Origin of the sequence: Pseudomonas massiliensis (genome assembly GCF_000826105.1) — a bacterium.
Taxonomy (GTDB): domain Bacteria; phylum Pseudomonadota; class Gammaproteobacteria; order Pseudomonadales; family Pseudomonadaceae; genus Aquipseudomonas; species Aquipseudomonas massiliensis.
Genome location: NZ_CCYK01000007.1, coordinates 1,332,892 through 1,353,512, shown reverse-complemented (window position 1 = coordinate 1,353,512; position 20,621 = coordinate 1,332,892). Strand labels below are relative to the sequence as shown.

The following is a 20,621-nucleotide window of genomic DNA, read 5'->3' as shown; positions in this document are numbered from 1 at the left end:
CCGGGATCGTAGCATTCGCAGCACAGATGAGGAGATTTTCCATGCGTATCAACCCACCCCTTGCCGCACTTTCGATCGGGGCCTTCGGCATTGGGGTTACCGAATTCGCCCCAATGGGTATGCTCCCCAGCATCGCAGCGGACCTGGGCGTCTCCATTCCCGCGGCGGGCTTGCTGGTCAGCGCCTATGCCCTTGGTGTGCTCATAGGCGCCCCGCTGATGACCCTGGCTACGGCCAGGGTCCAGCGCCGCCACCTGTTGATCGGCCTGATGGCCATCTTCTCGCTGGGCAACCTGCTGTCCGCTCTGGCAACCAGTTATGAAAGCTTGCTGATCGCCCGGATCGTGACCTCGCTCAACCACGGCGCGTTCTTTGGCGTCGGGTCCATAGTCGCGGCCAGCCTGGTGCCGCCGGACAAACGCGCCGGCGCCGTGGCGGCCATGTTCATGGGGTTGACGGTCGCAACCATCGGCGGCGTGCCGCTGGCGACCTGGTTCGGTGAGATGCTGGGCTGGCGAATGGCATTCTGGGGCATCGCGGGCCTGGGCATCCTGGCGATGGTCGCCCTATGGTTCGCCTTGCCTGATGTGCCTTTGCCCGAAAACGAGGGGGTGCTGGCCGAGATCCGAGTGCTCGGTCGCGGCCCGGTCCTGGCGGCATTGGCGCTGACCGTAGTAGGGTCCGCGGCCATGTTCACCGTCTTCACCTATATCGCGCCCATTCTGCATAGCCAGGCCCATGCCTCCACAGCTTTCATCACCGCGATGCTGGTGCTCTTCGGCATAGGCCTGACCCTGGGCAATCTCTGGGGTGGCAAAGCGGCGGACCGCTCCATCGACCGCACCCTTGTGGTGTCCTTGGCCTCGTTGATCGCCGTGCTGCTGGTATTCACCGTGACCATGCGTTGGCCGGTGCTGGCTGCCCCGTCCATCCTGCTCTGGGGCATCGCCAGCTTCGCTCTGGTTCCTCCGCTGCAAATGCGTGTGATGGAGGCTGCCAAGGAGGCTCCGAACCTGGCTTCGGCGGTGAACATAGGGGCCTTCAACCTGGGTAATGCCATAGGCGCTGCCCTGGGCGGCGCGGTGATCTCTGCCAACCTGGGCTACCCTGCCATTTCCCTGGCCGGCGCGCTGATGGCAGCGCTGGGTCTGCTGATGGTGCTGGGGTTCATCCGGTCGGCCCGCAACGGTACGAAGATACGCGCGGCCTGATGGCAGGCCAGAGGTGAACCGGGCCACCGCCGCGGGGTATGATGCGCCCCCTCTTTCTGCTCCAGCGTGGCCATGTTCAAGCTCAGCCTGCACCTTCGTTCCCCTTCCGACGCTCTTGCCAGCCAGGTGCAACGGCTGGCGATGGACAACCTCACCACCCTGAGCAGTGTCGCCCTGGCACCCAGCAACCCTCTATACCCGCTGTACCAGTACGTGTTCGGCCTGGAAATCCATCATTATCTACAGGGCATGGCTGGTGCCGGTGACCAGGCCGTGGAACTGATGGTCGCCATGGATGAGCAGACCCCGGAGCGGATGTTGGGCTTCGCACTTTACTTGCCCGCCCAGGGCGCGCCCCAGGCCTGCACGCTGTTGTACTTGGCGGTCAGCCCTGGCCATCGTCGCCAAGGCCTGGGCGCAGCCCTGTTGGAAGAACTGACCGCTCGCTATCCTCACGCCGAGGCTGCCTGTGCTGTTGCCAGCTTTGACTGGTTCGCCGCCCAAGGCTGGCATGCGCTCGGCGCCAGCGGGCCCCAGCTAATGATCGGCACCCGGCACGACCGGGTTCCCGGTACGGTGCAGCGGCTGGACCTCGCTCCCTTGTTCGCGACCGTGGAGGTACGGCAGATCCACGCCTACCTGCTCAAGCAGCATGGCCGCAAGGCCATGGTCCAGGCAGAGAAACAACGGGATTACCGGCTGGACCAACTGACCTGGCAGGCTTCGCAACTGCTCAGGTTGCGGCAGGGGTAGGCCCGGCAGGCCTCCGGCGCTGTCTTACCCATGCCCAGCAAGCCACTGGTAAACCGACGCCTACGCTCTGTATGCTGCCGCTAAAGGAGGTGCCTGATTGAAGAGCTTCAACAACAGTATGCTGGCCCTTGGGCTGCTGGCGCTGGCCGCCTGCAGCCACCAGCCTCAAACCCAGGGGCCCACGCCGGAACAGGTGCGCAGCGCGATCGTCAAGCTCCTGCCACCCTCGGCCAGTGACCGCCAGGGCTGGGCGCAGGATATCCAGGCAGCCTTCGATACCCAGGCATTGACACCAACTGCCGACAACCTTTGCTCAGTGATTGCAGTGATCGAGCAAGAGTCCAATTTCCAGGTGGACCCTCAGGTGCCCGGCCTAGGCCGCATCGCTCGCCAGGAAATCGACCGACGCGCCGGCAGCGCCCATGTTCCGGGTTTCCTGGTCGATGCTGCCCTGGGCATCAAGTCCCCTACCGGGCGCACCTATGCCCAGCGCATCGCCAGCGCCCGATCCGAGCGGGAGCTGAGCGAGACATTCGATGATTTCATTGGCATGGTGCCCCTGGGACAACAATTGTTCGGCAACTTCAATCCGGTCAAGACCGCCGGCCCGATGCAGGTGGCGGTAGCCTTCGCCGAAGCCAACGCACGGGGCTACCCCTACCCTTACAAGGGCTCGCTGCGCCAGCAGGTATTCACCCGTCGTGGCGGCGTGTACTACGGCACCGCGCACCTGCTCGGGTATCCAGCGCCCTACACCGAGCCCCTGTATCGCTTCGCCGATTTCAACGCTGGCCACTATGCCAGCCGTAACGCCGCTTTCCAGGCGGCCCTGAATCGCCTGGTCAAGGCGCGCCTGGCACTGGACGGAGACCTGATCAACTTCAGCAGCGCCACCCCTGGCCAGACTGAACTGGCCGTACGCTCCCTTGGCACGCGCCTGAACCTGAGCGACAGCGAGATCCGGCGCAGCTTGGAGAAGGGTGACAAGCCGGACTTCGAGCAAACCTATCTGTATCGCCGGGTATTCGACCTCGCCGATCAGGTCACCGGCCGTCCGGTACCCCGCGCCATCTTGCCGGGCATCACCCTGGAAAGCCCGAAGATTACCCGCCATCTCACCACCGCCTGGTTCGCCAAGCGCGTGGATGAGCGCAGAGCGAGGTGCGTCGGGCGAGAGTGACGCAGCCCGCGGCCCGAATGCCCTACTCGGCGCGTTGTCAGCGGTTTTGATTGAAAGGGCTATTTGGTCAACGGTTTCGCGTGAAAACAGGCTTTTGCTGACGTTTTCGTGGGGTCGTCAACGTTTTCGCGTAGAACCCTTGCTATCATCCGTTCTCTGAAGGAAAACGGCTGGGAAGCAACACGCCATCATTCCTGAGCTTTTTGACACAATCGGCAACCCTGCCTATACCTGAGGCTTCCACCTCAGCATGCAGGGTAGCCCCATGGATAGCCGCAACCCTGGTCAGCCTCGGCAGTCGACCACCCTCCCCTTTTCCAGTGCAAGCCCCAGGTTCCGTCCCTCGCGCCTGGGCCTGGCCGTGGTCGCGGCGATCGGCCTGATGGCCGCTCAACAGGCGGAAGCCGGCGGTAGCTGCAGTGGCTCGCGCACCACCATCAGCGGCCCCATCAGCCAGGGCTGTACCTTGGGCCGGAATCAGTCGGTGACCCTTACCCAGAGCGGCGCCATCGAGGTGCAGGAAGGCGCGGCCGTGACTATCCAGCATGCCGCCGTCGGCACAAACCGCGTCATCAATAACGGGACTCTCAAGGGCGAACGCGGCATCCAGGTGGTCGAGACCCTGTTCACCGGGAAGCTGCAAAACACGGCCACTGGTGTGATCGAGAGCCGCGGCGACGGCATCGGCCTTTCTGGCAGCACGCTGACCGGAGACATCATCAATGCCGGGCAGGTCAGCACCACCCAAGCCGCTGCGCTGAGCATAGTCAATAGCACAGTCCAAGGCTCCGTCCGCAACAGCGGCACCCTGGCGGCTGAACGCGATAATGCCTACGGTCAGTATGGGTTGCAAATCCACGACAGCGTCATCACCGGTGACCTGCGCAACAGCGGTGAGATCTTCAGTGGTTCGACCCAGGTCAGCCTGCGCAACAGCACCCTTGGCGGTAGTTTTATCAACTCTGGCAACATTGGCGGGGCTACAAGCCCGCTGATGATCGATCAGCTAACGATCAAAGGGGATTTCATCAACTACGGTTCCATCCATGCGTTGGACGATGGCAGCAGCATGAACCGGCTCACCCTGGAAGGACGCTGGATCAACCAAGGCAACATCAGCGCCGGTATCACTGGGCTGGCCATGGCCAACAGTGATCTGCGCGGCGGCATGGTGAACGCCGGAACCCTGTCCGGCGGCTCCAATACCATCATCCGCAACAACACTATGGCCAGCTTCGAAAACAGCGGCACCATCGACAGCTACACCGGGGCGCTGGACTTCACTGGCAACCGGATCACCGGGAATTTCCTCAACAGCGGCACTATCAAGACCAACAACACTGGCTACGCCGCGATTATTCTGAGCGGGTCCACCATCGGCGGCAGTTTCGTCAATACAGGGACTCTCTATGCCGGGCGCCACGGCGGCCGGGCATTGCTAGCTCAGGGTGGCGGCGTGGAAGGTGATTTCGTCAATGCCGGCGTCATCGAAGGCAGCAACGGGCTGGTGCTGGATGGTTTCCGTATTGGCGGCGATCTGCTGAACCACGGCTCTGTCACCACGGGTGAGTTCAACGATAACGAAGGCGACAACCTCAATCTCAACAAGGTGTCCATCGAAGGCAGCTTCATCAACACGGGCCGCCTGGAAGCGGACCGGGACGCCATGTTCATCACCCAGAGCCAGATCGGCAAGGATTGGCTCAACACCGCAAGCATCCGCGGCGAAAACGGACTTTACCTGGCCCAGAGCCATATCCATGGCAGCGTCCTCAACCAAGGCACCGTGCAAGGCCAGGACAGGGGGCTTGCCGTAGTGAGCTCGCAGATCGACGGCCGGCTGGTCAATGAAGGCAGCGTGCAAGGAGGCGTGGACTCATTGACCGTATTCGAAAGCACCCTGGGCGGCGACCTGGTCAACCGAGGTCAGATCATGGGTGGCTCTGGCATGGCCATCAGTGGTAGCAGGGTCAGAGGCAGCTTCATCAACCAGGGCAGCATCCTGAGCAATCTCTCACCCACGGGCATCTACCGCAGCACCATCGAAGGCCGTACCAGCAATTACGGCGTGATCGGCAGTCAGTACAACGGTCCATACGACTACAGCGGCCTGTCTGTCAGCGGCAGCACGCTGATCGGCGAATTCACCAATGCCGGTGAGATTTTCGGCGCAGGCACCAGTACCTCCTTGGATATTCGCGATTCCACCTTGAGCGCGCGCCTGAGCAACCGCGGCACTATTTCCGGGGAAAGCGCCCTGGTCATTCGTGATAGCCAGCTGAACACCATCGTAAATACAGGCGCGCTCAACGGCCAGGCGCAGGGACTGCGCATCGAAGGAAACAGCAGCATCAATGGTGGGCTGGTAAATGCTGGCCTTATCGCCGGTAGCCGCTACGCGCTGTACGTAGCCCCGGAAAGCCGTCTGTCTGACTTGTATCTGGCAGGCAACGACACCGCCCGCTTCGCCGGAGCCGTATACGCGCCCGCTACAACCGCCACGCTCTATAGCAATGCCACCTATACCTTGCAGGCCCAGGACAGCTGGACGCTGGACACCTTCGTGAACCGCGGCACTTTGAACCTGGCGTCCCCCAGTGCCCGCGGGGCCAGCCCGGCCACCCTGACCGGGGACTACACTCAACGCGGCGGGTCCATCCTGCGCACGGAAGTATTGGACCAGACTCACTACGGCAAGCTGGTGGTAAGCGGCACCGCCACCTTGCCCAGCGATGCCCGGATCGACGTGGACGTGGCCAACGCCAGCCAACCCTTCAAGGTCCAGCAACTGGCGGACGTGCTCAGCGCTGGCACCCTGCGCTCGGACGGAACCTTCCGGGTAAGCACCAACTCGGCGTTGTTCGACTTCGCTGCGGTGAAGGATGGCAATACCGTGGACCTCGCCCTCGCGCCCAAATCGGCCAACGGCATAAGTGCCGCGGTAGCCAGCACAGGCCTGACCCAGGCCGCGGGCGCTGCCCAGGCGCTTGACAGCGCCTTGGGCCAAGGCAGCACCAGCGCCCTGGCGCCTTATTTCGTATCCGCCACCAGTAGCAGCGAAGTGGCCAGCGCAACACTCCAGACACTTCCGCTGGGTAATGCCAGCCTGCGGGCCAGCCAGGCCGCGCTGGGCGAGATCAGCCAAGCGTTGCAGGACCGCCTGGTACCGGCCAGCCCAGAGCGCCTGACTCTCGCACCCACCGCAAGCCTTTGGGCCAAACCCTTCCGCAGCCAGGCAAGCAGCGCTTCTGGCCGCAGCGGCGGCAGCTGTCAGGTGCTAGGCCTGGATACCCGAGCCTCTGCTACTCAACGCGTAGGTTTGGCGTTTGCCTACGCGGCCGGTGACACCCAGGACAACGCCTGGGGCGGCAGCCGGGGCAGTCGCGTAGACCTGTGGCAGTTCACAGGCTACAGTGCACATACTCTGGCACCGGCTACCGAACTGTTGTTGTATGCGGGCGCGGGCCGTGGCAGCGCTACAGGCCAACGCAGCATCAGCCTGGCCGGGGCCAGCGGCAAGGCCCGGGCCGAATACGCCAGCCTGGCGGCCACCTTCGGCGCCAGCCTGGGCCACGCCTACGCCCTGGGAAGCGGCACGCGAGTGGTGCCTTCGCTGCGGCTGGACTACAGCCATCTACGTGACGAGGCCTACCGCGAGCGCGGCGGGAGTGCCGTGTCGCCCTTGTTGCTGAGTGTGGACGCGCGTGAAACGGACCAGCTCATCATCGGGCTGGACGGGCGCCTGGAACATCACTTCGCTGAGCAAGGCGGCAGATTGCAGATTGACCTGGGCCTAGGCTACGACCTGATCAACGATCCGGGCACGGTGACTGCCCGCTTCGCTGGCGCCCCGGGCCAGCCCTTCGAGACGCACGGTAGCGACGCCAGCCCATGGGTAACTCGGGTGGGGCTCGCTTGGGTGACTCCCTTGACAGCGAGCGGCGCCGAGCTGTCGGTCAACTACAGTACCCAGCGGCGCAGCGATTACGAAGATTCGGCCGCGACCGTCAAGGTAGCGATGCCCTTCTGACGGCCCAAGTGTCGGCTTTCAAGCCTGCGGCATAGCGCCGCAGGCGCCGAAACATTATCGGACCGAATCGGCATAGGCAACGTCAACAAGGGGTGGTAGATTCCCCGGCCATGATTGTTGCCCGCTCATCCCTCGCCCAGACCGCCCGCTGGCTATGCCTGCTGGTGCTGGTCAACGGCTGGGTGTGTGCCCTGGGCCATGGCCAGATGCTTGCAAGTCTGTATGGTCAAGTAGAGCCGGCAACTCATCACGGCGCTGGCCTGCACATGGAAATGGCCGCCCTGCATGACACCGTGAAGGGCGCCACGCATAGCGAAATGCACGCCATGGTCGACAACGCAGCCATGGCCGACCTGCCCGGCCCGGCGGGCTCGCCGCCCGCCTCGATGGGCACCCTGCATGGTCTGTTCAGCGAATGTTTCTTCGCCGGCTCCCTGCCACTGGCGCTATTGCTGTTCACCGTGCTCGGCTGGCTGGCGCGAGACCGTCGTCCGCGTCCACCGGCTACTCGCCAGGCCTGGCGCCAGCCGCCCCGCTCGTTCTTCCCTGCGCTCAATCCACAGGCGCCTTGATCGTCCTCAGTCGTTCCCCGAACCGCGCTCCGTTCGCCTGGCATCGCTGACCGCGAGGTCAGAAGACGCGCACGATTTGATCGGCTTGCCGCCCATTCGCGGCAGAGCAGGCCACTGCTGAGCTGAAGCTTATGACCGCTTTACGTGTTACCCCCCTATTCCCGCAGGCAAGGCGCCTGCACCGGGCTGTAGTGCTTACCCTGGGCGCGGTTGCCGCCCTTCCTGCCCTGGCGCAGGGGCAAGTCGTTGAGACCGCCGAAGGTAGAAAAGAGAAAGCCGTACTGCTCGATACCACCGTGGTGACTGCGGTGCAGCAGCGCTCCCCGCTGACCGTGGTCACCCAGCCCAAGGAGCCTCGCCAGCCGGTGCCGGCCAGCGACGGCACGGATTATCTCAAGACCATCCCGGGCTTCGCGGCCATCCGCAATGGCGGCACCAATGGCGACCCGGTATTGCGAGGCATGTTCGGCTCCCGCCTCAATATTCGCACCGATGGCGGCCTCATGCTCGGGGCCTGCCCTGCGCGGATGGATGCGCCCAGCTCCTACATCGCGCCGGAAACCTTCGACCGGCTGACGGTGATCAAAGGCCCGCAAACCGTGCTCTGGGGCCCTGGCGCGTCGGCGGGAACCGTGCTGTTCGAGCGTGAGCCGGAGCAATTCGCTGCCCTGGGGAGCCGACTCGATGGCAGCGTGTTGATAGGCTCCAACGGCCGACTCGACCGCGTGCTCGACGGGGCGCTGGGCGGACCTGAGGGCTACCTGCGCTTCGTGGGCAACAAGGCCCAGGCCGATGACTATCTTGATGGCAGCGGCACCACCGTGCCGTCGCGCTGGGCCAAATGGAATGGTGAAATGGCCGCGGGCTGGACCCCCGACGCCGATACCCTGCTCGAATTCACCGCTGGCAAGGGCGACGGCCTGGCTCGCTATGCCGGGCGCGGCATGGACGGTACCCGGTTCCAGCGTGAAAGCCTTGGCCTGCGCTTCGAGAAGCGGCACCTGGGCCAGGTGCTGGAGAAGGTCGACGCCCGTCTGTACTACAACTATGCCGATCATGTGATGGACAACTTCCGCCTGCGTACGCCTTCACCCAGCAGCATGATGCCCATGCCCATGGCCTCCGAGGTGGACCGTCGCACGATGGGCGGCCGCCTGGCGGCTACGCTGGCGTGGTCCGACTTCCAGCTGGAGACCGGCGTCGATGCCATGCGCAGCGAGCACCGCAAGCGAAGCTCCACTTACAACATGATGACTGGGCAATACACTGACACCGACGCGTTCGCCTGGGAGCGGGACGCTACCATGCACGACTACGGCGTCTTCGGCGAGTTGACCTGGTACGCCAGCGAGCAGGGGCGAGTGATCGGCGGCCTGCGGCTCGATCGTGCCGACGCCACGGACTATCGCAGCTCGGTGAAGAGAATGGGCATGAGCATGGCGAACCCTACCGATGGCGAACGGCGTAGCGACACCCTGCCCAGCGGCTTCGCCCGTTATGAGTATGACCTGGCCAATTCCCCTACTACCCTTTACGCCGGACTGGGTCACGTGCAGCGCTTTGCCGACTACTGGGAGCTGTACTCGGCCACCCGTGGGCCGACGGGCTCGACCAATGCCTTCGAAGGGCTCAAACCGGAGAAGACCACGCAGCTGGACATAGGTGCGCAATACCATGGCGATGCTCTGGAGGCCTGGGTTTCTGCCTATGCCGGGGTGGTGCAGGATTACATGCTCTTCGACTACAGCACCGCCATGGGTATGAGTACCAGCCAGGTCCGCAATGTACAGGCGCGCATTCTGGGTGGGGAGCTGGGGGGCGGCTATCAGCTGGACGATCATTGGAAAGGCACGGCCAGCCTGGCCTACGCCTGGGGCGAGAACAGCACCGACCATCGCGCCCTGCCGCAGATTCCACCGCTGGAGGCACGCTTGGGCCTGACCTACAGCCATGATCGATGGAGCGCGGGCGCGCTCTGGCGCCTGGTCAGCGCGCAGCACCGCGTGGCCGTAGGGAGTGGTAATGTGGTGGGCCAGGACTTTGGCAGCTCGACGGGGTTCGGCGTGTTCTCCTTCAAAGGGACCTACCGGTTCAACAGCCACTGGAAAGTCAGCGCCGGGGTGGACAACCTCTTCGGCAAGACTTACACCGAGCACTTGAACCTGGCCGGCGACGCCGGCTTCGGCTACCCCGGCGACAAGGCCATCAATGAGCCTGGCCGAACGCTGTGGAGCAAGCTCGACTTCAGTTTCTAACCATTTACTCACGCGCGGGCCGGCTGAAGGCCGGAGCCCGCGCTTCATTGGCGGACGGACGCCCTAGACAATGACATTTCTGACACGACGCCAACTGCTTACCGGCAGTGGTGTACTGACCCTAGGCGCCCTGGCGGGGTGCGACGCGGGCAATAGCTTGAATTTCAAGTATGGCAAGAACCTGAGCAATGAAGTGATGGGCCGCACCTTCAAGCTGCAGGACCCCCAGGGCAACCCCAAGTCCATCTCCAGTTACTGGGGCCAGATGCCCATGGTGTTCTTCGGCTTTACCCAATGCCCAGCGGTTTGCCCCACCACCCTGGCCCGGGCGGCCCAGGCCAGGCGCCTCATGGGTCGTGATGGTCCGCGCCTGCAAGTGGTGTTCATCACCCTGGATCCGGAGCGGGATACGCCCGAGGTGCTCGACCACTACGTGAAAGCCTTCGACCCCAGCTTCGAAGCGCTCACCGGTACACCGGAGCAGATCGCCGCCACGGCCAAGGAATTCAAGGTGTTCTACGAGAAGGTACCGGTAGGCGACAGCTACACCATTTCCCATACCGCCACCTGCTACGTGTATGACTCTCGCGGCAACCTGCGCCTTGGCCTGCCGGCCTCCCTTAACGCACAGGAATGCGCTGAAGACCTGCTTACTTTGATGGAGTTGTGCTGATGACCCTGTTCAAACCTGCCCGCCTGCTCGCCTTGATTGCCCTGTTGTCGGCAACCCCCGCCTTCGCTCAGACCCAGGTCAGCGATGCCTGGGTACGCGCGGCGGTATCTGGCCAACCGGCCAGCGGTGCCTTCCTCACCCTGACCGCCGATACCCCCTCCCGCTTGCTGGACGTACAGTCGCCTATCGCTCGGGAGGCACAAATCCATGAAATGCATATGGAAGGGGATGTGATGCGCATGCAACGGGTACCTTCCGTGGCGCTTCCCGCCCATCAGCCGGTGGCCTTCACGCCTGAGGGTTACCACATCATGCTCATGGGCCTGACCGGCGCGGTGAAGGTCGGCGGCAGCGTGCCCCTGACCCTTACGGTGGAAGACGACAAGGGCGTACGGCAAACGCTCACTGTCCAGGCCCCGGTAAGGCCCCTGGACGCAAGTGGCGGCATGCATTCGATGCATTGAGCGGCTAACCGCCAGGTGGGTAGCCTCCTGCCAGTGGGAGCTAGCGATAGCTAGCGAACCTCGTGGAAGCAGCGGCAGTTGTCGAATCAGCGCAATTGTTCGACAGCGGTTCCCCAGCTGGCGCTGGGTCCCACAGTGTCCCGGTTCATGGGCGCCTTTAGCATACCGGGACAAAGCAGGCTCGCCCTGGAGGCGAAGCCTCAGGGCGCTACGGTAAACCCATACTGGCCGCTATGGTGGGTATCTACTGAGACCGCCCGCCACTCGCCAGGTGGGTAGCCTCCTGCCAGTGGGAGCTAGCGATAGCTAGCGAACCTCGTGGAAGCAGCGGCAGTTGTCGAATCAGCGCAATTGTTCGACAGCGGTTCCCCAGCTGGCGCTGGGTCCCACAGTGTCCCGGTTCATGGGCGCCTTCAGCATACCGGGACAAAGCAGGCTCGCCCTGTAGGCGAAGCCTCAGGGCGCTACGGTAAACCCATACTGGCCTTCGCTATGGTGGGTATCTACTGAGACCGCCCGCCACTTTACCTGATAGCGTCCCGGTGCCAGGGGTTTGTCCGGCGTCACCACTAGTTCCGTATTGTCACCCGGCGCGGTGGCGAGGGTCTTCACCGTTACCGGTTCGCCCTCAAGGCTCAGGGTAACGGTGGTGAAGGCGGGCTCCACCCCTTCCGAAAACTTCAGGCGCAAGACGGCCGGCGTCTGGGCGGTGCTGTCCGCGGCCGGAGTTTGCCCGGTCAAGTGCGCGTGTGCCAGGGCGGTTTGGCTAGCAAGGGCCAGCGCCACGGCAGCCACGCCAACGAGGCTTTTGAGCATCGAGAAATACCTCAGGGGTCAGGATGAAAGACCAGGCAACGGGGGTTGGCCTGGATACGGTTCCGTCAGTTGGAGCCGCCAGCGGCCATAATGACTCAACCGGATTCGCGCCAAAGGCTGCACATCGATCGAGTGGAATGCCCTTGGCGGCGCGCCGAGCACATGCAGCATCGCAGCGCGGATCACCATCGGATGAGTGACCGCCACCCAATGCCCGGGCCGGTCGAAACCGTCCAGCCAATCCCCCATGCGCTGGCACAACCGTGCAATCGATTCGCCGCCATGGGGAGCGGCCTGAGCGTCGCTAAGCCAGGCCGCGAGCTCGGCGGGCGATTCTCGCTGCAACGTCTTGAGCGACTTCCCCGCCCACTGGCCCAGGTCACAATCTCTCAAGGCATTGTCCACCTCGCCCAGCAACCCCAGCCTTTCTGTCGTTTGCAGCGCTCTTCGCTCGGGCGCGCTAAGGCATGATTGGGTCAGATCGGCCACCGGCCGTACCTGGGCCGGGGCGAGCAGGCCATCCTCCTCCAGATGGAAGCGCCCGGCGCGCTGGGGGCCGGTCAGACCGTGGCTGACCAGGGTCAGATGAAAGACTGTCATGCACGGATCTGCCTGCTTGAACGGTAGGTAGCGGACAGGATCGCATCCTCGGAGACCGTGTTCCAGGTCCACGACTTCGCGAGATGCGAATACTCATACCTTGTTCCGGGGCTGGCTCCAGGGGTCGATTCGGCCTCGGCGAGCGACTACCCGCGGATCAGCGAGCTCCTGGTAGTAGAGGTAGCTCAACACCGTGTGCCTGACGTCAGCGTCGTTCAGGTCCAACCGCCCTACCGGCAAGGGCTTAAGGTCATCAAGGCCGACAGGCTTGATGGCCTCGCTTGCCCAGAGGGTCCTGTGGTGTTTCTCGATCGCTCGTTCAAACAAGCCCGTATCTCGCAAGGGAGCGTAGCCTGGTATCGACTCGAAACCCTTCTGCGCCGCTTTCACACGCTGAGCATTGCGCACCATCACACCAAAGCTATCCTGGGTGGCCGAGAGCTGGGTACCGAGCAGCTTGTACATCTGTGTGGCGTCTTCGACCTGATGGGTAGCAAAGCGCAGAACCCTTCCGCTGTTGCCATATTTCAGCTCGACAGCACTGTAGACCTGCCGGGTCGATTTAAGCTTGAGCAGGAACTTGCCAGGAAGCCGGGTCCAACTGTCACCAGAAGCATCTCGCCTATTGATCGGTTCCGCGCCGCAATACGCATAGGCGTTCAGCCCGCCTCGACCGAATGGGCTATGGACGTCCGACGAGGCGAAGCGCCCTACCAGCGGCAGGTAGGCGCGGTAGCCATTGCCCAACAGATAGAGCCCCCGCTCACGCCACTGCCCGGTATAGGCTGTTTCCGCGCAGGCTCCTGGCAGAAAGCCGAAAGCACTGTAGGTGTGGGGGCCAGAGGCTCGTCGCAGCACCGAACCCGCGCTATCCACAGCGAGCGGGACCGTTTTCAACCCAACTCCAGACATTTGATGCTCTCCACGATGCATTGGAGTGCCCATTGAAACGTGCTCCACGCCATGACGTAACTGATATGGCTGTCAGGTTCTGATCGCGGCTGCCGCAGCAGAGCCGGGCCGCGGGCCGGTGCTGCGCCGAACCGTAGCCGGTTCCTTGAATCCAAGGTCGTACCGCCCCGGTCTACCTGCTAGGGCCATGCGTTTTGACTGGTCGGAAAAGAGGTTCATATGAAACTTCAATCGTTGGGCTTAGGCGCGTTAGGCGTGTGTGCATTGCTCTTTGGCTGCTCCACCGCCACTGTGGTCACCCTCCAGGATGGCACCGAATACATTACCAAGGACTATCCGAAAACCAGAACCCAAGACGGTTTCTACGAATTCGAAGACCTCTCGGGGCGACATGTAAAGGTGCGGCCGGAAGACGTAGCCACCGTGAAGGAAGAAGACTGACCCGAGCTTGCCTGCCGTACTGGACGTGGAAAGACCGCCAATGGATGTGTTCCGAATAGCCTCTTTGAATGGCGAATGGGCTCTGCTCAAGGCGCATGGCTACAAGCCGTTACTTACTGCTGCGAACCTGGCAGCGCTACTGGAGCACGTAGAGACCTTGACCGGTGGCAAGGGCGCGGTCGTACGGTTCGAGTCCGAGCATGGGCCTCGCTAACTTCGCATTGGCACTTTCGACGAACAAGACCCTACCGCGCTGGACTGAGCCCCAGGCTGGCCACCTTCGTTCACTTGACATTCGCCCGCCGGAGCCTGCCATGATCACCCGTCCACAGAACCCACCTGCTGCCACTCTGATGTTCTCGCTCAAGGGTTCGATCATCCCGGCGGTCTGGCGCAAGGTGCTATTTACCGTGGTCGTGAGCGCTGCGGTGGCTTCGCTTCATGGCACCTTGTTCAACTTCAAGTTCGTACTCACCGCCACACCTTTTACATTGTGGGGGCTAACACTGGCGATCTTCCTTGGTTTTCGCAATACCGTGGCCTACCAGCGTTACTGGGAAGCCCGTACCCTATGGGGCGAATTGCTGATCGTCGCTCGCAACCTGACCCGCCAGACCCTCGCCCTGCTTCCGAAAGCGAGCGCAACCTCCCGACGGGCCTTGGCGCTGAGCCTGGTCGGTTTCGCCTATCTGCTCAAATCCCAGCTCAGGGGTGAAGAACCGGAGGCCGCCTCGCTCGACCGGTTCGGCGTCGGGTCCGTGGTCAGGAACAAGCGCAACCCGGCCAGCGCCCAGTTGGGCCGCCTGGGTCGGGATTACCTGGACGCCGCCCGGCAAGCAGAGGCCGGCGAGCTGGCGCAGCTGAACATGGACCAGCAACTGTCGCGGCTATCCTACGTACTTGGCGGTTGTGAGCGCATCAAGGGCACTCCCATACCCTACCCCTATATCCTGCTGCTGCACCGCACTGTCTACGTGTACTGTTTCCTGCTGCCGTTCTGCCTGGTGGACAGCATTGGCTGGTTCACTCCCCTGGCGGTGTGCATCCTCAGCTACACCTTCTTCGGCCTGGATGCACTGGGCGATCAGATTTCCGATCCTTTCGACACTCTTCCCAATGACCTTCCCCTGAACGCCATGTGCCGCAACCTGGAAATCGCCGTGCTGGAGCTGCTCGATGAACCGGCGCCTGCGCCTCTGGAGCCGGTGGACGGCGTCTTGCTCTAGGCATCGGGATTGGCTGTTTCTAGGAGGCCTATGAACCCCAGACAACAGTCCAGGGCCCAGAACAGATCGAACTCAGTCGGTGGTAGCGGCCAGTCCGGGATCAGCCAACCCGAGCCGAGCACCCGGGCGCCGGGCTGAGCTCAGCTCGAACGCTGATAGCAGCGTAGCGGGCCCCTTCGATGTTAGGCTCCGTATGAAAAGTGGGTGAGTAGGCTGGGCGAGCCTGGTTTCAACGCAGCCTGGCCTAGCGCAGCCACTTTTCGTACAGAGCCTGAGCTCGCCTGCCATTCTGCTGAGCACGACCACGGATGATCACAGTTTTCGGACGTTACTCCCGCCCCGTCAATCTCCTGCTTACCAGTTCGTTCGTACTCACCTTGGCGCGAGCGATCAGCCTGCCGTTCCTGGTGGTGTACCTGTCTTCAAGCTTCGGACTCGGCATCGCCGCCATTGGTGCCATGGTGGGCGGCGCACTGGTCGGCGGCTCGCTGCTGAGCTTGTATGGCGGTTACCTGACCGATCGCTGCTCTAACTACAGCCTCATCCTGAGCTACGCGGTCTGCTTCATCCTGGGTTTCGTCGGGATGCTGCTGACGTCGGATGTACGCTGGTTCTTCGTGTTCCTGGTTGCGTTCAACTTTGCTTATTCAGTGATGGACGTAGTGGTCAAGGCGTCGTTTGGCCGGCTGTTGCCATCGGCCGAGCAGCCGAAGGTTTTTTCGGTGCGCTACACCTTGATCAACATGGGCTACGCCATCGGGCCGTTTCTTGGCGCCTGGCTGGCGCGAGGGCACCTGAAGCTGCCATTCGTGGTGTCGGCGCTGCTCGGCTTGGGTTTCCTGCTTGCCTATGCCCGCTGGGGCGAGCGCCATACAGGCCCGGCTGCCGATCTCGCCTCGCCCTCTTTCCTGGCGGTGGGTCGAGTGCTGCTGGCAGATCGCCGGCTGGTCTGCTTCACCTTGGGAGGTTTGCTCAGCGCCGTCGTATTCGGCCAATTCACCGCCTGGCTGTCGCAATACCTGGTCAGCACAGGGAGCGCCACGGCGGCCTATCCCATCATCAGTACTCTGGTGGCGGTGAATGCGGTGGTGGTGGTCACGCTTCAATATGGGGTGGGGCGGCGTATCGACCCCCAGCGGCTGCAAGCATGGCTCACGGCGGGGTTGGCGCTTTTTCTCATCGGCATCCTTGGCTTTGCCCTGGCCGAACAGGTCTGGCAATGGGGGCTGGCCATGGCGGTATTCACCCTTGGCGAAATCATCGTCTTCCCGGCCGAGTACATGTTCATCGATCGCATCGCACCGCCCCACCTGCGTGGGATGTACTACGGTGCCCAAAACCTGGCCAACCTCGGCGCGGCCCTGGGGCCTGTCCTGTGTGGCTGGGTGCTGGCCAGCCTTGCGCCGGGGTGGATGTTCGTGATGTTGGCCGGGTTTATCTTCGCGGGCGGGCTGGCGTACTCGGTAGGGGCAAGGCTGGCTGCCAGCCCTGCCTGAGCCTGGCTGCAAGCGGCGCGCTGCTCATCCTGAAGCAACCCCTGGCCATCGATGGGGGCTTGTACGCCAAGATAAAGTCGCTGTGGGACCCAGCGCCAGCTGGGGAATCGCTGCCGAACCATCGCGATCATTCGGCCGCTACCGCTGCGTCCCACAAGCATAGGATGTGACTTACGACGGCACCGCTTGCTCGGCTTCGATGTGAGCAGGCCGATAGCGAGGGTAATCGATGAAGCCTTGCTCGTCGCCGCCATAGAGGCCGACCTGTTGCAGGGGATTGAGCGGCCAACCATTGGCGATGCGCGCGGGCAGGTCCGGGTTGGCGATGAACGGCCGGCCGAATGCGATCATATCCGCCAGCCCGGTTTCCAGCATGCGCTCGGCGCGCTCGGCGGTATACAGGCCGGCATAGAGGATACGGCCAGTGAATGCCGCCCTGACCTCGCGCCGAAACGCTTCCGGCAGTTCCGGCGCATTGGCCCAGTCAGCCTCAGCGATGGACAGATAACCCACCTGCTGGGCCTCGAGCTCACGGATGGCGGTCAAGTACGTCTCGCGCGGATCGTCTTCGACGAACCCGATATAGACACGATCCTCAGCGGTGCTGGTGAACAACGGAGCGAAGCGCACGCCCAGGCGTTGCGGCCCCACCACGGCAGCGACCGCTTGCACTACTTCGCGCAGGAAGCGCAGACGGTTTTCCAGGGAGCCGCCATACTCATCGGTGCGTTGGTTGGCGTGGCTGGAAATGAACTGGTTGATCAGGTAGCCGTTGGCTGAATGAATCTCCACGCCGTCGAAGCCGGCCGCCAGCGCGTTGCGTGCCGCCTGGGCATAGAGTTCCACCAAGGCCTTGATCTCGGGAATGCTAAGCGCTCGCGGAATCGAAGGCTGCACCAGTTCACCGGTACCCACGCCGGTTTCGATGAACGCCTTGACGTTCTTCGCCTGGAGGGCAGAAGGCGCTACCGGAGCGGCGTTCCCGGGCTGCAGCGCCTGGTGGGATACCCGACCCACGTGCCACAACTGGGCAAAAATCAGCCCGCCTTCAGCGTGCACCGCCTCGGTTACGCCACGCCATCCTTCGATCTGAGCCTGGCTGTAGATGCCCGGAGTCCAGGCATAGCCCTTGCCACGGGGCTCGATCTGGGTGCCTTCGCTGATGATCAGGCCGGCGCTGGCGCGCTGTTGGTAATAACGGGCCATGAGCGCGGTCGGTACGTCGCCCGGCTGGCCGCTGCGCTGGCGGGTAAGCGGCGGCATGACGATGCGGTTTTTCAGCGTGATGGGCCCCAGGGTCAGGGGTTGGAACAGTACGGGGTGTTGCATGGGAGTGTCCTGTATGACGGAATTGGCCAGCGACCAGGCAGAGGCCCGGCCACTGAGTAATGGGGAGTCGCTGGGGCGCTCTCTTTTGGGGCTGCTTAGACGCGGGCGGTGAGCTGGTGGATCAGCACCCGCGCGGCTTCGCTCGACGAGCCGGGGTTCTGCCCGGTGATCAACAGGCCATCGCTCACTACATAGGAAGCCCAGTCATCTCCCTTGGAGTACAGGCCACCCTTGGCCTGGAGCATATCCTCGACCAGGAAAGGCACTACATCGGTCAGGCCCACCGCGGCTTCCTCGCTGTTGGCGAAACCCGTCACCCGCCTGCCCTGCACCAGAGACTCGCCGTCGGGCCTTTTGACGTGACGCAACACACCCGGAGCATGGCAGACCAGGGCAGTAGGCTTGCCCGCCGCATGGAAGGCTTCGATCAGCTCGATGGAGGTCGTGTCTTCGGCCAGATCCCAGAGCGGGCCGTGGCCACCGGGGTAGAAGACAGCGTCGAAATCGGCCGCCGAAACGCTGTCCAGTCGCACGGTGTCAGCGAGCCGCGTGGTCGCGACAGGGTCGGTTTCGAAGCGGCGAGTAAGGTCCGTCTGGAAGGAGGGCTCGTTGCTTTTCGGGTCCAGTGGCGGCTGGCCGCCTTTCGGGGACGCCAGGACAAGCTCGGCTCCAGCCTCGAGGAAGGCATAGTAAGGCGCCGCCAGCTCTTCGAGCCAGAAGCCGGTCTTGCGCCCCGTATTGCCGAGGGTGTCATGGGAGGTCAATACCATAAGAATTTTCATTCTGTAACTCCTTGGCTGCATAGGCGATAAGGGGGAAACCATTAATTGAATAGACCGGTCGTCTAATATCGATTCGCAGCTTGAGCCTGCAACCGTGACGAATCTCGCCCAATTACAGCGGCATCGAGCAGGCCACCGCTCCTGTACCAGCTCTTGCTGTTTCAACCAAGGCTACCCTACGCTCAATTAGACCGGTCGTCTAGGAATTTTTACTTCTGCCATGAGCAACCGATGGACCACGCTTGAGCGCTAGTCCTGGCTGAAATGAATTATCTGCTGTGTGGCAGCCAGGGCGGTTTCGAAGGGCTTCATGTTGCGAGCGATCTTCACCATCACGCTCGCGCCAACCCAGAGCTGATACAGGCTTTGCGCGACTGCATAGGGGTCGCCATCGATAGTCAGGGAGCCTTCGGCGATGCCGGCTTCGATCGCCAGGGCAAGTCGATCGGTGATACCTGAGGTACCCCGCTGGAGAACGGCCCGCATGGGTTCAGAGAGGTCGGCCACTTCGACCCCCAACTTGACTGCCAGGCACTTGCCCTGGCATTCCAGGAAGGACTGATTCTGCTGCCAGGCCTTCCAGTAGTTCATCAAGCGCTGGGCCATGCTCAACCCTGGCTGAGCGAGGATCTGGTCCAGTTCTTCGAGGTAATCCTGGAAGTAATCCTCCAGCAAGGCTTCGCCAAAGGCATCCTTGGATTCGAAGTAGTGATAGAACGAGCCCTTGGGCACGTCCGCGGCCGCCAGGATTTCTTTCAGGCCCACCGCGGAATAGCCCTTGGCGGCCATGATCCGCTGGCCTACCTCCAGTATTTCCTGGCGGGTGTCGGAGGATTCGCGTGTCTTGTGAGTGCTCATGCGCCTGATCTTATACCTGGCTAGGCGGCCGGTCTACTTGAGCCCTCGGGAACCGCCGTCTTCTGACCGGTGCAAGCACGGCTCCCGGTAGAGTCGAGCATTCTGAATCAAAATCGCTCCTGCGGCCCAAGGTACCGCCACTGCCCAAGCGGCAGCTTGCCCATGGACACGCCACCCAGGCGCAACCGCCTCAGGCTGACGACCGTCAACCCGACCGCCGTGCATAACTGCGCCACCACGCCCGGGGTCGGGGCTTTCAGGGCGATGCGCAGGTGGGTTTCGTTCTGCCAGCTGGCCTTGACCGGAGGGAGCGCCTGCCCTTTGGCGGCAACGCCGCGCTTGAGCCGCTCGAGGCCGTCGGCCTGCAGGGTCCCCTGCACTTCCACCAGGTATTCCTGTTCGAGCTTGCCGAACTCGGCGGTGAGCTTGCGGGCGGTGCGCCAGTCCTGGGTGAACACCTGTAGCCCGGTGGCGCCGGGCTGCAAGGGCGCCAGGCAGCGCAGCTGACGAAAATGTCCCTTGAGCACTCGCTTGCCGATGTCGAAGGCGGCCGCCTGGCTTTGCGGGGTGATTGAAGCCAGGGCGGCCGTTTCGTCAAGGCCCGGCGCCTGATTGAGCATCAGGGTCACCGGCTCGGGCGGTTCGGCCTTGGCGCCAGGCAATAACTGCACCTGCCGGTTCTGTACCGGAAACTGCGGCAGGTCCACTACTTCACCATCGACAGTGACCCAGCCGCCTTCGATGTACAACTCCGCTTCGCGTCGGGAACAGCCGATGGCCTCGATCAGGCAGCGGGACAGGCGTTTTGCTTCAGTCATCAAGGAGAGCTCGGCATGAAAACGCCATTGTACCGGCCTGCGGGCAATGGAGGTAACACCGTATGGCTACGGGCGGCAGGCCGAAAAAATAGTTCATGATGGCTCTTTCCAAAAACCGGCCAAGAGCGCAGATTAGCCAGCGCCCATCCCCTGGCACGAAGCAGGTGAGCCTACGCAAGCGAGGCGACACCGGTGCCGGGGCCAT

The 20,621-nt window shown here is 62.9% G+C and carries 19 protein-coding genes; 12 read left to right on the top strand and 7 right to left on the bottom strand.

The genetic code is table 11. The features are described 5' to 3' along the window. Window positions 1–41 precede the first annotated feature (41 nt). The 8 genes from BN1188_RS17015 (at window position 42) to BN1188_RS16980 (ending at window position 11,138) form a co-directional block, all read left to right on the top strand. Window positions 42–1,211: an MFS transporter gene (locus BN1188_RS17015; protein ID WP_040262550.1), complete on the top strand. Its 1,170-nt coding sequence runs from the start codon at window positions 42–44 to the stop codon at window positions 1,209–1,211. Between the two features lie 72 nt (window positions 1,212–1,283). Then, a complete protein-coding gene (locus BN1188_RS17010; RefSeq protein ID WP_040262549.1) occupies window positions 1,284–1,964 on the top strand; it encodes a GNAT family N-acetyltransferase in 681 nt (226 codons plus the stop codon). A gap of 118 nt (window positions 1,965–2,082) precedes the next feature. Then, complete coding sequence (locus BN1188_RS17005; protein WP_040264137.1) at window positions 2,083–3,144, top strand: DUF1615 domain-containing protein; 1,062 nt, start codon at window positions 2,083–2,085, stop codon at window positions 3,142–3,144. 265 nt (window positions 3,145–3,409) lie between these two features. Then, window positions 3,410–7,174, top strand: coding sequence for an autotransporter domain-containing protein (locus BN1188_RS17000; protein ID WP_040262548.1), 3,765 nt, complete (start codon window positions 3,410–3,412; stop codon window positions 7,172–7,174). A 110-nt stretch (window positions 7,175–7,284) separates the two neighbouring features. After that, window positions 7,285–7,746 carry a hypothetical protein gene (locus BN1188_RS16995; protein WP_052469331.1) on the top strand — a complete coding sequence of 154 codons (462 nt, stop codon included), beginning with the start codon at window positions 7,285–7,287 and terminating at the stop codon, window positions 7,744–7,746. A gap of 131 nt (window positions 7,747–7,877) precedes the next feature. Beyond that, entirely contained in the window at window positions 7,878–10,001 is a 2,124-nt protein-coding gene (locus tag BN1188_RS16990) for a TonB-dependent copper receptor (protein ID WP_040262547.1), read from the top strand. A gap of 70 nt (window positions 10,002–10,071) precedes the next feature. After that, entirely contained in the window at window positions 10,072–10,674 is a 603-nt protein-coding gene (locus tag BN1188_RS16985) for an SCO family protein (RefSeq protein WP_040262546.1), read from the top strand. Then, window positions 10,674–11,138, top strand: coding sequence for a copper chaperone PCu(A)C (locus BN1188_RS16980; RefSeq protein WP_040262545.1), 465 nt, complete (start codon window positions 10,674–10,676; stop codon window positions 11,136–11,138). The genes BN1188_RS16985 and BN1188_RS16980 overlap by 1 nt, the downstream gene beginning before the upstream one ends. Window positions 11,139–11,594: 456 nt before the next feature. On the opposite strand, the gene copC is transcribed toward BN1188_RS16980, so the two are convergent. The 3 genes from copC to BN1188_RS22345 form a co-directional block, all read right to left on the bottom strand. Further along, the gene (gene copC, locus BN1188_RS16975; protein WP_040262544.1) at window positions 11,595–11,954 is read right to left on the bottom strand and encodes a copper homeostasis periplasmic binding protein CopC; all 360 of its coding nucleotides are present in this window, start codon (window positions 11,952–11,954) and stop codon (window positions 11,595–11,597) included. A gap of 18 nt (window positions 11,955–11,972) precedes the next feature. Next, the gene (locus BN1188_RS16970) at window positions 11,973–12,554 is read right to left on the bottom strand and encodes a histidine phosphatase family protein (RefSeq protein ID WP_052469330.1); all 582 of its coding nucleotides are present in this window, start codon (window positions 12,552–12,554) and stop codon (window positions 11,973–11,975) included. Between the two features lie 93 nt (window positions 12,555–12,647). After that, complete coding sequence (locus BN1188_RS22345; RefSeq protein WP_052469329.1) at window positions 12,648–13,451, bottom strand: RHS repeat-associated core domain-containing protein; 804 nt, start codon at window positions 13,449–13,451, stop codon at window positions 12,648–12,650. 234 nt (window positions 13,452–13,685) lie between these two features. Between BN1188_RS22345 and BN1188_RS16960 the strand changes: the two genes are divergently transcribed. The 4 genes from BN1188_RS16960 (at window position 13,686) to BN1188_RS16950 (ending at window position 16,629) form a co-directional block, all read left to right on the top strand. Further along, a complete protein-coding gene (locus BN1188_RS16960; protein WP_040262543.1) occupies window positions 13,686–13,907 on the top strand; it encodes a YgdI/YgdR family lipoprotein in 222 nt (73 codons plus the stop codon). A 40-nt stretch (window positions 13,908–13,947) separates the two neighbouring features. Next, window positions 13,948–14,121, top strand: a complete 174-nt coding sequence (locus BN1188_RS21760) for a hypothetical protein (protein WP_187375335.1) — start codon at window positions 13,948–13,950, stop codon at window positions 14,119–14,121. Between the two features lie 100 nt (window positions 14,122–14,221). Further along, window positions 14,222–15,133 carry a bestrophin family protein gene (locus BN1188_RS16955; RefSeq protein WP_040262542.1) on the top strand — a complete coding sequence of 304 codons (912 nt, stop codon included), beginning with the start codon at window positions 14,222–14,224 and terminating at the stop codon, window positions 15,131–15,133. Between the two features lie 308 nt (window positions 15,134–15,441). Next, the gene (locus BN1188_RS16950) at window positions 15,442–16,629 is read left to right on the top strand and encodes an MFS transporter (RefSeq protein WP_040262541.1); all 1,188 of its coding nucleotides are present in this window, start codon (window positions 15,442–15,444) and stop codon (window positions 16,627–16,629) included. Window positions 16,630–16,800: 171 nt separating this feature from the next. Here the strand turns inward: BN1188_RS16950 and BN1188_RS16945 are convergent, their stop codons facing one another. From BN1188_RS16945 to BN1188_RS16930, 4 genes are all read right to left on the bottom strand, one after another. Next, window positions 16,801–17,958 carry an alkene reductase gene (locus BN1188_RS16945; protein ID WP_040262540.1) on the bottom strand — a complete coding sequence of 386 codons (1,158 nt, stop codon included), beginning with the start codon at window positions 17,956–17,958 and terminating at the stop codon, window positions 16,801–16,803. Window positions 17,959–18,053: 95 nt separating this feature from the next. Next, entirely contained in the window at window positions 18,054–18,740 is a 687-nt protein-coding gene (locus BN1188_RS16940; RefSeq protein WP_040262539.1) for a type 1 glutamine amidotransferase domain-containing protein, read from the bottom strand. 249 nt (window positions 18,741–18,989) lie between these two features. Next, on the bottom strand, window positions 18,990–19,598 hold the full coding sequence (locus tag BN1188_RS16935) for a TetR/AcrR family transcriptional regulator (protein ID WP_040262538.1): 609 nt from the start codon (window positions 19,596–19,598) through the stop codon (window positions 18,990–18,992). 107 nt (window positions 19,599–19,705) lie between these two features. Further along, complete coding sequence (locus BN1188_RS16930; RefSeq protein ID WP_040262537.1) at window positions 19,706–20,416, bottom strand: rRNA pseudouridine synthase; 711 nt, start codon at window positions 20,414–20,416, stop codon at window positions 19,706–19,708. Window positions 20,417–20,621 lie beyond the last annotated feature (205 nt).